Annotated in this window: 10 protein-coding genes; 9 read left to right on the top strand and 1 reads right to left on the bottom strand. The window is 40.7% G+C overall.

All coding sequences use genetic code 11. The annotated features are described in order from the left end of the window. The first annotated feature begins 4 nt into the window (after nucleotides 1-4). Nucleotides 5-1,015 (top strand): tRNA (adenosine(37)-N6)-threonylcarbamoyltransferase complex transferase subunit TsaD, encoded by a 1,011-nt coding sequence (tsaD, locus tag CC97_RS11455; RefSeq protein WP_044975080.1) that lies wholly within the window; start codon nucleotides 5-7, stop codon nucleotides 1,013-1,015. Nucleotides 1,016-1,103: 88 nt separating this feature from the next. Here tsaD and CC97_RS11450 read toward each other — a convergent pair whose 3' ends face one another. Next, on the bottom strand, nucleotides 1,104-2,369 hold the full coding sequence (locus CC97_RS11450) for a hemolysin family protein (RefSeq protein ID WP_049963046.1): 1,266 nt from the start codon (nucleotides 2,367-2,369) through the stop codon (nucleotides 1,104-1,106). A gap of 213 nt (nucleotides 2,370-2,582) precedes the next feature. Here CC97_RS11450 and CC97_RS11445 point away from each other — a divergent pair, with 213 nt between their 5' ends. The 8 genes from CC97_RS11445 to CC97_RS11410 all read left to right on the top strand — a co-directional run bounded on the left by CC97_RS11445 (nucleotide 2,583) and on the right by CC97_RS11410 (nucleotide 12,780). Next, nucleotides 2,583-3,074, top strand: coding sequence for a GtrA family protein (locus tag CC97_RS11445; protein WP_044975078.1), 492 nt, complete (start codon nucleotides 2,583-2,585; stop codon nucleotides 3,072-3,074). A gap of 430 nt (nucleotides 3,075-3,504) precedes the next feature. Further along, nucleotides 3,505-4,308, top strand: a complete 804-nt coding sequence (locus CC97_RS11440) for a cohesin domain-containing protein (protein WP_044975077.1) — start codon at nucleotides 3,505-3,507, stop codon at nucleotides 4,306-4,308. A 106-nt stretch (nucleotides 4,309-4,414) separates the two neighbouring features. Further along, nucleotides 4,415-5,326 (top strand): cohesin domain-containing protein, encoded by a 912-nt coding sequence (locus CC97_RS11435; RefSeq protein WP_044975076.1) that lies wholly within the window; start codon nucleotides 4,415-4,417, stop codon nucleotides 5,324-5,326. A 157-nt stretch (nucleotides 5,327-5,483) separates the two neighbouring features. Further along, nucleotides 5,484-7,919 carry a hypothetical protein gene (locus tag CC97_RS11430; RefSeq protein WP_156036895.1) on the top strand — a complete coding sequence of 812 codons (2,436 nt, stop codon included), beginning with the start codon at nucleotides 5,484-5,486 and terminating at the stop codon, nucleotides 7,917-7,919. Nucleotides 7,920-8,095: 176 nt separating this feature from the next. Next, entirely contained in the window at nucleotides 8,096-8,908 is an 813-nt protein-coding gene (locus CC97_RS11425) for an LPXTG cell wall anchor domain-containing protein (RefSeq protein ID WP_044975074.1), read from the top strand. 127 nt (nucleotides 8,909-9,035) lie between these two features. After that, nucleotides 9,036-10,298, top strand: coding sequence for a hypothetical protein (locus CC97_RS11420; RefSeq protein ID WP_044975073.1), 1,263 nt, complete (start codon nucleotides 9,036-9,038; stop codon nucleotides 10,296-10,298). A 126-nt stretch (nucleotides 10,299-10,424) separates the two neighbouring features. Next, a complete protein-coding gene (locus tag CC97_RS11415; RefSeq protein WP_044975072.1) occupies nucleotides 10,425-10,688 on the top strand; it encodes a hypothetical protein in 264 nt (87 codons plus the stop codon). Then, nucleotides 10,672-12,780, top strand: a complete 2,109-nt coding sequence (locus CC97_RS11410) for a hypothetical protein (protein ID WP_156036894.1) — start codon at nucleotides 10,672-10,674, stop codon at nucleotides 12,778-12,780. The genes CC97_RS11415 and CC97_RS11410 overlap by 17 nt, the downstream gene beginning before the upstream one ends. The last annotated feature ends 6 nt before the right edge of the window (nucleotides 12,781-12,786 follow it).

Genomic DNA, 12,786 nt, shown 5'->3' with positions numbered 1-12,786 from the left:
ACAGATGTTTATATTGGGTATTGAAAGCTCATGCGATGAAACTGCGGCCAGTGTTTCGGAAAACGGAACGTCCATCCTTTCATCCGTGGTATCGACCCAGATCGAGGAACATAAGAAATACGGCGGTGTAGTGCCTGAAATAGCTTCAAGAAGACACAGCGAAAATATACTTGGCGTAGTACGCGAAGCGCTGGACAGAGCGGGAAAGACTCTTGATGACATGGACGGAATTGCGGTAACATATGCTCCTGGTCTTATAGGAGCGCTTCTGGTAGGTGTAAGCTTTGCCAAGGGCCTTGCAATGGCATCGGGAAAGCCTCTTATACCGGTCCACCACATTGCCGGACACATAGCGTCCAACTATATAGCTCATCCTGAACTGGAACCGCCTTACCTTTGCCTTGTAGCGAGCGGTGGACACAGCCACATTATTGAAGTTCTTGACCGCACGGTTTTCCGTGTCGTAGGAAAAACAAGAGATGACGCGGCCGGAGAATGTTTTGACAAATGTGCAAGAGCACTCGGCTTCCCGTATCCGGGAGGCGTTCACATCGACAAGGCATCGGCACTTGGTGACCCTGAAGCATATAAGCTTCCGGTTCCGAGAGTTGCAGGAAGCGAATATGACTTCAGTTTTTCAGGTCTTAAAACAGCTGTTATCAATATGTTCCACAATGCTTCACAGAAGGGTACGGAAATAAACAGAAACGACATGGCAGCATCTGTTCAGAAGACTATTTCTGAAATACTGGTTACTAAAACTATTTTAGCAGCAAAGGATCTTGGCTATAAAAAGATAGTTCTTGCGGGTGGTGTTTCTGCAAACTCAGGTGTCAGAAGCACGCTTTCAGCTGCATGTGAAAAGAACGGGTTTGAACTTTTCATGCCTCCTCTGTCACTTTGCGGCGATAACGGTGCCATGATAGCCTGTCAGGGCTACTACAATTATCTAGCAGGCATCACAGCAGATGTAAGCCTTAATGCAGTGGCGACAATGTCTATTGAAAAAATTTAAAAACAAAGTGAAAGTCAGGACTTCCGGTTTGCTTTGTTTCATATAAAAAAATACAGCGAACGTATGAGATTTTTACGTTCGCTGTATTTTATTCTTCAGGTGTTTCTTCCTCCGTTATTTCCGGTTTTACGATCTTTAACTGAAGCTTGACAATTTTGTTTTCGTTCATTTCCATGATTTTTATCTCAAAGCAGTCGCTCTGTATGAGCTCGCCTTCCTTCGGGATATGACCGGTAAGTTCCATTATCCATCCGCTGACTGTAGTAGCATTGGTGCGGATGTAATCTTCCGGATATTCCAGTGTTTCGAGCATTTCGCTGACGGGGAGTTCACCGGATATATCAAACGTGTTTTCGTCTGTTCTGGTCATCGGCGAGATAACTTCGTCGTTTTCATCGTAGATTTCACCTACAAGTTCCTCAATAATGTCCTCCATGGTAACAATACCCTTTGTTCCGCCGTACTGGTCAATTATTACGGACATGTGAGTCTTGGACCGCTGCATTTCATGTAGCGCATCGTTTATCGGTTTGAATTCGGAAATAAATACTACATCCTGAATGATACGCTGAATATCATTTTTTCCCTCAAATATCATTTTGAAAAAATCTTTCTGAGTAATGATACCTGTTATGTTATCCATCGTCTTTTCATAAACAGGAAGTCTTGAATACATTTCAGTAAGAAATACCTGTTTGATCTCATCCACAGGAGTATTGATCTCAACGCCCACAACTTTAACTCGTGGTGTGAGTATCTCACTTACTACCTTTTCGTCAAAGTCCAGAGCACTTTTTACAAGTTCGCTTTCAGATTCCTCAAGAACCCCTTCTTCTTCAATTTCATCTATAATAATGTGTAATTCATCCTCAGTAACTGAAGGAGATTTGTCCGGGTTTGAATAGAGCTTTGAAACAAAACTATTTATTGTAGTGAATATCCATACGACTGGTTTCAGGATAATGATGAGGGCTGAAAGAAACCCTGCAAAGAAAAGTGAACATTTTTCTGAATTCTCCTTGGCGTATGTCTTGGGAAGGATCTCACCGAAAATGAGGACAACGACTGTCATGACTACAGTAGCAATACCGACGCCTTTGGTTCCGAAGAGATCAGTAAAAAGTACTGTACTGATCGAAGCTGAAGCGATGTTCACAATGTTGTTGCCTATAAGAATGGCGGTAAGCGAGTCGTCAAATGATTCTGCTATAGCAAGCGCCTTTTTTGCCCTTGCATTTCCCTGAGATGCCTTGTTGCGCAGACGCATCCGGTTAACGGTCGAAAAAGCAGTCTCACAGCCGGAAAATGTGGCCGAAAAGGCAACAAGAACGATTATTAGAATGATGTTTATCATATTTACCTCTCTGAAAAGAATATACATTACAATAATATCATAATAAATTAATATGTTCAATAGTTTCGCAGTAAAAATGCAGGGATAAATAGACGAAGTAAAAATGAAAAGCTGCACTATAAATATGTATAATGACGAAATTTCTGATAAACGATTGAAAAATACGACGAATGTGATATTATTTATAGAGTGAAAACGGAAAGGAAAAGAGCGATGATAAAAAAAATTTACAGAAAATATGAGGATATTATACTTTATATTATATTTGGTGTGCTGACTACAGCCGTGTCATTTGTAACACAGTTTCTGGCATCCCGCTTCCTTGGAACAAGCGTCATAGCAAGTACGAGCATATCATGGATATGCGCAGTGACATTTGCATATGTTACAAACAGAAAATTCGTTTTCAGAAGTGAGGAACACAGTAAGTCAGGTATAGCTGCTGAAGCTGCAAGGTTCTACGGAGCCAGAATAGCGACCTACTTCATGGAGGTAGCTATAATGTATCTCTGTGCTGACCGTTTCAGCGGAACATTTATAAAGCTCATGAATCTCGGATCACTTGACTACAGTAAAACCCCGTTTTCAGCTTTCGGCGATGCCCGCGGCCTCAACGAGATGATATTCAAACTGATCGCCAACGTTATTATACTTATCAGCAATTATGTACTCAGCAAACTGCTGGTATTCAAAAAAAAATCATAGAGTTGTTGAATACGTACAAAACGATCTTTAAAAACGCGGGTAAATACGTTACTAACTACCGCTAAATATTCAGTAAACGTATTGACTTTTGAGGGCAATTGAAATATAATTGAATTGTATAGTGAACAGGAGTAAAATTAGTCTTTGATTTATGGGTTTCATTATTATAAACAATTTTGATAAAAATGATTTATAATAATTTACAAAAAGTTTTTGATAGTCTTGACTTCTAACCCAACATAAAATATAATAAATCTATATGAAAATAGAATATTTATGTTATTTGTTTGCCGTATTACGAGCTTTTTCTGTAATACAAAATTTACCGTGAATCGTATTCACGAATGGTTGAATTATATTTATGTTTTTTGTATGCGAAAGTTTGAAAGTTTGAAAAGAAGATTAAATTTTACTTAGGAGGAATTTTATTATGAAATTCAATAAAGCAGCAGCTTGCTTAATCGCAACAGCATGTACAGCATCATTATTCAGCACAGTAGCTTCAGTTTCTGCAGCAGACGCGATCACAATCGGCGCAGAATCAAAGGCTGTTGAATCAGGCAAGGAATTTACAGTAGATATCTCACTCGCTGGTGTACCTTCATCAGGTATCGCTGGTCTTGATTTCGCTATCAAGTACGATACATCACTCATGGAAGTAACAGGCGTTACAGAAGGTGCTGTTTCAAAGACAAACGACAAGCAGGTTGAAGGCTTCTCTTCAAACCTTGCTACTAATATCAACAACGGTGCTGTTTCAGTTCTCTGGGCTACAGGTTCTGTATCAGACAGCTCAAAGTGGATCAAGAGCGACGGTGTTCTCCTTACACTTAACTGCAAGGCTTTAAAGGACGGCGAAGCTAAGGTTGATATCACAAAGGGTGTAAGAAAGGATGCTGAAGGCATCGACATCGCAGTTGAAGGTCTTGCAGTAGTAAACGGTACAGCTAAGGCTGGTACAGTTTCAATCGGTCCTAAGACTACTACAGAACCATCACCTACAACAAAGCCAACTGAGACAACAGCTCCTGGCGCTAAGCTCCTCGGTGACGTTGACTGCGACGGTAAGGTAGATATCACAGATATCACAACACTTGCTATCTCACTCGTTGACAAGAAGCCGCTTACAGGCGACAGCAAAATCAACGCAGACGTTGACGGCGACGGCGATGTAGCTCTTACAGACCTTGCAAGAATCAAGCAGTTCGTTTCTAAGGTAATCGACAAGCTCTGATCCTCATAAAAGGGATATGATATTACTAAGGTAATATTAAAATATATTATATATTGAGGGAACGGACGTTCTTTTGATTATATAAAAATTTAAATGGAGGGAAAAAATGAAGGCTAAAAGATTTATTTCAGCTGTATGTGCTCTTGCAATGACAGCTGCATCAGCAGCAACATTCGTTAACGCTGCTGGAGAACAGGTGATTATCAAGGGAGATCAGATCGAAAAAGCCGCTGGTGCTTCTTTCGAACTCAACTTTAACCTCGACAAGTTTGACGGAACAGGTTTCTCAGGATGTGAATTTGCTATCAAGTACGATCCTAAGCAGATCACTGACGTTAAGGTTGCAGAGGGTGCTGTTCTCAAGAACACAGGCGCTACAGCAGCTGAATTAGAAAAAGCTCCGAAGATCGGAGAAGAAGTTACAATGGTAAACAAGGGCAAGTACGACTGCTTCGACTACAACACAGCTGAAGTTGACGGCAAGAACGTAATTGCAGTTCTCTGGTGCACAGGACTTGATTCTGACAAATACTGGGCAAAAGATACTGGTTCTATTGTTACTGTAACAGGTACTGTTTCCAAGGATGCTAAGGAAGGCGACAAGATTCCAGTAGAAATGGTTGCTATTCCTCGTGAAGGAATCAAGACAATGACATTTGGCTACGCTGATGGTACTAAGGATGTTACATATACATCTGCAGTTGAACAGCAGGGTCAGATCACTGTTGTTACAGATACAGATCCAAATAATACTGAACTTAAGCCACTCTGGGGCGACGTAAATGACGACGGAGCAGTTTCAGCTAAGGACCTCGTTGCTATGATGCAGTTCTTAGTAAGCCCTAAGGATGCTAAGCTCACAGCGCAGGGCATTGTAAATGGTAACATGGATCAGAAGGACGGCAATACAGATCTTAAGTCTGATGACATCCTTGATGTAAGCGACTTCGACGCACTCAAGAAGTATATCCTCGGTTACAAGGATTATACAGATGATAAGTTACCGATCAAGAAGTAATTAAATCATAATTATAAGGCATTCCAAGTACCGGATATTCTCCGGCACTTGGATTGCATTTCTTATCAGTGACTGCCCCCTTTAGCGGACTGCAGTGCTGATGTATGTACAGTGATCGGGTCCTGATCAGAGGATCCGCTACAGAAAGGATATTTTCATGAAAAGAGGTTTATCTTTAGTAACTTCTTTAATGATGACTGCTTCTGTATTTGGTGGAGCTGCTTCACAGGCTATAGGATATAATACTGTAGCAATAGTATCAGCAGCTGAAGCAAAACCGGTAATGAATGTCGGTGATGCGGTTTATGCCGGAACAACTAAGGTGCCGGTAGGAACTAAAAAGGTAAGCATTCCTGTAAAAGTAACTTCAACGGATCTTCTTGCAATGACAGTTAAGGTTGAAGTAAAGGCTGATAAAGCAGGTGCTGCTGATCCGGTTATCACAGGTTTCAGTGAAGAATTAGCTTCAGTTACACCAAACGAAGTTGCGTCAAGCGCAAGAAGTTTTATATGGGCAAACAACGGTGGAATCAAAGCTCCAGAGCTTAAGGACACTGTAATTACAAATGTTGAGATCGCTATTCCTGACGATGCAAAGGAAGACTCAACTTATACACTCACAGTTAAATCTATCGATCCTTCAGATGCTGCACAGACAGACGGTTATTCATTTGATGACAAGTCTGATCTTACAGAGAAGATCGCATTTGGATCAGTGGCTGCTGATGACTACACACTTAAGTTTGCTGAAAATGCGGACGGAAAGTGGAAAGAAGCCGAAGCCATTTATGTTAAGGCCGGCGATGATGTTAAAGTAGGACTTGAAATCAAGTCACCATCATATTCAATAGGTGCTATAGTATTCAACTACGATCTTACAGAAAAGGCTGAGATCAAGAGTTTTGAAGATGGCAAGTTCGGTGAAGTTGATGGCGGCGAAAATACAAATCTGATAGCAACCTGGACAGCCAAGGGTCAGTTCAATGGTATCGATTTTAAAGAAGAGACACATCTCTATACTATTAATGTAGCGATTCCGGCTGATGCCAAGGATGGCGATAAGTTCACTCTCAAAATGAAGAGCGAAGATACATCAACAGGTGACAAGATTGCGATCAGTCCTGTAAAGCTTCCAGCGGTTGACCTCATTGTAGGAAATGCCCCGGAAAAAAATGATAAGGATCTTGAATTCACAATTGATACAGTAAAGGTTGACGCTGATGTCAAGACAGTTGATGTTCCTGTATATGCTAAGAACGGAAGCGCAGCTGCTCTCGTTGCAAATTTCGAAGCACAGAAGGGTGCAAAGATAACAGGAATAAAGGCTGCAGCAGTTCCGGGTGACTTTATGCCGAGTGAAACTGGCAGCATGGCAATTTGGAATGGTGAATACAAGGGCGGGGTAACTGACTATAAGTTTGGTGAAGAAGGCATAAAGCTCTTTATTCTTACTGTAGAACTTCCTGAAGTAAAAACAGAAACTGAATATCCTGTAGTATTCAAAGGTGATGTCGATGTAGTAAATGCTGCAAATGAGGATGTAAAGCATACTCTTACAAACGGTGCAGTAATACTTAATTCATTACCAACACCGGCAGATACAACAGTATCAGAAACAACACCAGTTGTTACATCACCAGTAGTATCAGAAACAACACCGGTTGCTACATCACCAGTAGTATCAGAAACAACACCGGTTGCTACATCACCAGTAGTATCAGAAACAACACCGGTTGCTACATCACCAGTAGTATCAGAAACAACACCGGTTGTTACATCACCAGTAGTGTCAGAAACAACACCGGTTGTTACAACAGCTGAACATGCAATTGAAGTAAATATCAACAATGATGTCAGAAAAGCTGTTCTTGGAGATATCGCTGTACAGATCTTCCCTGAAGATTACAAGCCTGAATTCTACTATGAACATGAAAAGCAGTTTGACAAGTTAGCTGAAGATTTCGGCGCTACAGTAAAACTCAGCGTAGATGTTACTGGTAAGGACGGCAAGACAGCTAAGGAAGAATTTGATTTCAAAGTTGACAAGAACAACGTTATTTTACCAACAGCTGAAGAAACAAATCCTGGTAAAGTATATGACGGAACTAAGTTCAAATATAATGTTCCTGTTAAGTTCACAATTGATAACCTCAAGCCTGAAGATATAAAGGGTGCTGACGGAAAGGCAAAGGATGCCGAATTAGCTCAGGCATTCATCAATGCGTTAAAGTCAGAAAGCAATGTTATCGATATGCCGGTTATGATCGGTCTTCTCGGTGACTTTGACCTGAGCCACAGTGTAGTTCAGACTGATGCTACATTTATCCTCAGAGAACAGCTTTCAACTCAGGTTGAAAAGAAATCAATTATTGAAGACACAGTTCTCGCTGACAGAGCTGCTGCCAAGGAAGAGCTTGGTAAATATACAGTTGAGTTTGCTAAGTTCCTTGGAGATACAGATATGGACGGCGAAGGCAAGCAGGTTGACGCTACATTCATTCTCCGTGCTATCCTCGAAAGAGACTTCTCAAATACAACTGACAAGAAGAGAATTTCAGAGGAAATCTGGAAGAGCGTTGGCGTAATCAAGTAATCTTTTATGATAGTTAAACATTCATCACAGATCTCAGTTTACTGGGGTCTGTGTGAGTGTCAGCTATATAGCGTGTGACATACGCGGGTGAGCATATAGTTCATCAAGCTCCGTATTCCAGGAGTTAAAATGTCAAAATGAATTTTTAGGAATATATTGAAAGGAATTAAATTGTTATGAAGAATGTTTTTAAGAAAACAGTAGCTCTCGTATCAGCAATGTCATTAATGGCTGTTGGTACAGCAGTAAGCGTTTCAGCATCTGCTGAAAAGCCGGAACTCGAACTCGAAGCTGCAGGTCTTACAAAGACAGCTGCAACTGACTACAACACATATGAAGCTAAGCCGGGTGATGAAGTAGCAGTTCAGGTTGCTATTTTAAACTCAAAGGGTGCTAAGTACGATACAATTCAGTTCAGACACACTCTTGGCGGCGTTACACTCTCTAAAGTTTCAAGAGAAGTAAACAAGGCTAACAATGATGAATTCGTACAGATCAACCAGTCATATGCTGAAGAACAGGAAGTTGATGAAGACGATTTTGTAATCGCTACATACACAATCAAGCTCCCTGATACTCCAGGTGAATACATCATGGACTGGGCTGATACAAAGGATTATGAATTTAACCTTATCAACACACACGTTGACAGTGCAAACAGCATGCCTTACACAACAAAGGGTATCAAGTTTGTAACAGGCGTAGAAACAACAGCTCCTGTAACAACAATAGTAACAACAGAAGCTACAACAACAGAAGCAACAACTGAAGCTACTACAATTGTTACAACAGCAGAAACAACAACAGAAACAACAACAGAAGCTACAACAACAACACCTGCAGCAACTGAAGGCACAACAGTTTCAGTTTCTAAGGCTCCAAGCTCACCTGCAACAGGCAGCAGCAGCAATGGTGTAGCAGCACTTGCAGTTACAATGGTAGCAGCAGCTGGTGCAGCAATCGCTCTCAAGAAGAAGAAGAACGACTAATTTAAGTTTAGTTTTTCTATAAACTTACTTTTGAATATTAAATCCTCCTGGTGACAGGAGGATTTAATTATAATTTATTTAAGCGAAGAAAACGCGATGAAAAATTTTGTTAGAAAAGAGGATTAATATGAAAAAAGTAATTTCAGTAGCTACAACTGCAGCTATGACTTTATCTATGCTCTCTGTTCCTGCTATGATCTGCTCTGCAGCAGAAGATACAGCAGCTGCTTCAGCAGCAAGCTTTGTTGTAAAGGATCAGTCAATTATCAAGGGAATTACAACATTTACAGTTCCTGTATCATTATCAAAGAGCACTACTCTTACATCTGCTGAATTAAAGCTCAGCCCTGAGATGCAGTTCGGCGGTACATATAAGGCAGTAGTAGACAGCGTTGAGGCTAAGGTTGATGGCCTTACAGCTTCTGTTAAGGACAACACAGTTACAGTTACTGGTTCAGCTGACGTTAAGAAGGGACAGACTTTACTTAACGTAACAGTTAAAATTTTCGACAAGAGTGGTAACGCTGCTTCAGCAATACCTGAAAATACATCTTTCCTTCTGAAAGTTAACAGTGCTAAGATCAATGATGTTGCTGCAACAGACGCAGAAAATGCTGATGCTACAGCAGTACTCTTTATCTCTGCTCAGAATGCAACAGAAGGCTCTTCATTCACACTTGGTTCAGTTAACACAACAACAAAGAGTGAGATCAAGGTTCCTGTTACACTCAATGGTTCTTACGCAGCAGTTAACACAAGATTCCGTGTTACAAACGGCGCTAAGATCAAGAGCATTGAATTAAAGAATGACAAGTTTGTTATCTCAGATGACAAAAACGGTATCTTATACGCTCCTGTACCGCAGGGCGACAAGCTCGTTGATACTAAGTTTGACAACGAAGTAGTTGCAGAACTTACAATTGAACTTCCTGAAGACGCTGTTTCAGGTCAGTCTTTCCAGGTTGTACCTAAGTTCTTCGAAGGCGTAAATTCAACATATACAGCAATCGCACCTGCAAAAATCGAATCTTCAGATATCATCTATGTTCTTAAGGGTGATACAAACCTCAGCAACAAGATCGAACAGGTTGACGCTACATATATCCTCAGAGAAGCTCTTGAACTTGACATGAACAAGAAGACACTCTTACCTTCTCTCTGGGAACAGGACAAGACTTTAACAAACAATGATGAAGTAGCAGCTACAGTTGATACAGTAGGTATCGAAAAGCTTACAGCAGCTGTACAGTATGCAGTTGACTCAAATGAAGATACAAAGGTAAATCCAGCTGATGCTACATTCATCCTCAGATATCTCCTTGACAAGAGCGTTAAGAAGGCTGAAGCAGCCGGTTCATTTGACGCTTACGTTGAATCACTCAAGAAGTAATCTGAATTTTCAGAAAGCATATTCTGAAGCTCTGCAAATTTTTGCAGAGCTTCTTTTTTGTCTTGACGTAACTGGAATAATACTGTATAATATACAATGCCTGATAAAAATCTGAAGAGGTAATGTATGAACATAGTTTTATTTATTATTAGTGCAGTACTGTCTGCCGCAGTTTATTATCTTTCTCTTAAAAACGCAGATTCTGACAGTACGAGCCGTTTAAAAAAATATCTTCCGCTTTTGCTTTCACTCGGACTTATTGTTTTTTCCGTTCTGGGATTTATGAAAATATTTGATCCGGGTCAGTTTGCAGATGCATGGTTTTTCATGGCTTTTTTCGTGCGCTCTGACTTGCTTTGTTTCATATCTGGACATGAGCAGATACGCTAAGGAAAAGCGTTTCCTTTTAAAAGTGATCGCAGTTGCGTCAGTTCTCGAGATAACACTTTTTAATATTCCGTCATACCGAACATGGGTGGGTTATCATCCTGTTAAGGAGGTGCTCTGTTCTGATTTTGAACTGCGCGAAAACGGTACACTTGAAGACGGAGCTGTTTTTATTGAAAAAGATGAAGAGTTTTCCGGAATCATCTCGGATATAAACATACCGGTCTGTACGGTCTTTGCAGATCTGAGTTTTTATGATGATAAAATACAGCATGTTGAACTTTCTCTCGATACAAAAGACGAGACACAGTCCATGGAATTTCGTGATGAAATCGTCAAAAGCTCGATAATACGTGACAGAGCAGGATCTCATTATCTTCAGTGTGATCTTTCCGGTAAAGTAAGTCAGATCAGGGTGCATCTGAAGTTTAACGAGGGCAAACATGTTTCGCTCAGCAGAATCGTTTTCAACAAACCTATCCCGTTTAATATACAGTATCTTCGTTTTATTATAATTGTGCTGGTTTCACTGTTTATCTACAGTCTTACCTGCGGAGGAGTTCTGTCGGAAAAGTATTCTGAAAGAAAATATCTCTGCCATACTGCTGCACTTTTTATTACAGCCGGATTTATAGCTGCTTCTTTTATAATGGTCGATTATCATATGACAGACAGCACCTGGGAAAAGCAGTTTCATCTGGAATCCGGTAATCAGGTCACCGAGGAACTTGTAGAAGCCTTTAAGAAGGGGCAGGTTTATCTTGACCGTGATGTAGAAGAGTTTCTGACTGAAATAGACAACCCTTACGATGAAAACCAGAGAAGTGAAGCCGGCGGATCCTATGCGTGGGATCACGTTCTTTACAAGGGACATTATTATTCATATTACGGTATTGCCCCTGTAATTCTTCTCTTCCTGCCCTATAATCTTATAACCGGATACTACTGTCCGGATGAGCTCGGAATTCTCGTATTTGCTTTTATTGCATTCGCAGGAATAACAATGCTTTATATTTCTCTTGTGAGAAAGCGTTTTTCAGACCTTCCTGCCGGAGTTGTTATCGGTTGCCTTTTTATTCTTCAGCTTTCAAGCGGTATCTGGTACAGCATCGGACGTCCTGATTTCTATGAAATAGCTATAGCCGCCGGACTTGCATTTATTTCCTGGGGCATATATTTTCTCTTTGAATCCGGGCTACTTTTCCGTGAAAAGATATCATACAGAAAAACTGCTCTTGCATCTCTTTTCTTTGCCATTGCAGTACTGTGCCGTCCGACGCTTGCTGTTTACTGTATATGCGCAGCCTTGCTTATGGTTCTTGCAGTTCCTTTTGCAGCCGGAAAAAAATCAAAGTCAGACAGGCTTTTCAATGCTTCATCAGTAAAATATATACTGTGCGCTTTTGTTCCTATGATAGTGCTCGGTATCGCCCAGATGGCATATAACTACGCAAGATTTGAATCGCCTTTTGATTTTGGTATTCAGTATTCGCTTACGATAAATGACTTTACACGGTCAGAGTTCCATACAAAGTTTTCATTCGTGGCGATTTATAACTATCTTCTGAATCCGCCTGCTTTCCTTACGGAATATCCGTTCGTAAAGACAAGTTTTCAGCACCTGCACAAAACAGGTTATTTTTATGTGGATGTGCTCAACACGCTTAATACATCGGGACTTTTCGTGCTTGTTCCGCTTACATGGTTCTACATATTTTCAAGAAGGGCGATGAGATGCTATCCGACCCGAAGTGAAAAAATATTAACACTCGCGAAGATCGTTATACCTTGTCTTGCTGCTCCGGTCATTATCATTGCTTCAGTGTGGGAAAGCGGATATGCGGTTAGATATATGGGCGACTTTTCACTTGAAGTTATTCTGGGTGCGTATATACTCATGTTCCTTATTTTATGCACAACAAAGAACCAGACAATTAAAAAGCTTGTTTCATGTTTTGTGTGTGTTTCGCTTGTGTGGACCATATATGTTGAAGGGATCCAGATTATCAACCAGGCTTTCAGATATCAGGAGTACTATTATGTTTTCCCTGAAGTAGCCTATGACCTAGAAAGTCTTATCGCGTTCTGGAAGTAACAGAAT

The organism is Ruminococcus sp. HUN007, from assembly GCF_000712055.1.
In the GTDB taxonomy this organism is placed as follows: domain Bacteria; phylum Bacillota; class Clostridia; order Oscillospirales; family Ruminococcaceae; genus HUN007.
This window is presented reverse-complemented; position numbering and strand designations above follow the sequence as displayed.

Coding starts and splice junctions, on each gene's coding strand:
- tsaD (WP_044975080.1), top strand. CDS start 5: ATGTTTATATTGGGTATTGAAAGCTCATGCGATGAAACTGCGGCCAGT.
- CC97_RS11450 (WP_049963046.1), bottom strand. CDS start 2,369: ATGATAAACATCATTCTAATAATCGTTCTTGTTGCCTTTTCGGCCACA.
- CC97_RS11445 (WP_044975078.1), top strand. CDS start 2,583: ATGATAAAAAAAATTTACAGAAAATATGAGGATATTATACTTTATATT.
- CC97_RS11440 (WP_044975077.1), top strand. CDS start 3,505: ATGAAATTCAATAAAGCAGCAGCTTGCTTAATCGCAACAGCATGTACA.
- CC97_RS11435 (WP_044975076.1), top strand. CDS start 4,415: ATGAAGGCTAAAAGATTTATTTCAGCTGTATGTGCTCTTGCAATGACA.
- CC97_RS11430 (WP_156036895.1), top strand. CDS start 5,484: ATGAAAAGAGGTTTATCTTTAGTAACTTCTTTAATGATGACTGCTTCT.
- CC97_RS11425 (WP_044975074.1), top strand. CDS start 8,096: ATGAAGAATGTTTTTAAGAAAACAGTAGCTCTCGTATCAGCAATGTCA.
- CC97_RS11420 (WP_044975073.1), top strand. CDS start 9,036: ATGAAAAAAGTAATTTCAGTAGCTACAACTGCAGCTATGACTTTATCT.
- CC97_RS11415 (WP_044975072.1), top strand. CDS start 10,425: ATGAACATAGTTTTATTTATTATTAGTGCAGTACTGTCTGCCGCAGTT.
- CC97_RS11410 (WP_156036894.1), top strand. CDS start 10,672: ATGAGCAGATACGCTAAGGAAAAGCGTTTCCTTTTAAAAGTGATCGCA.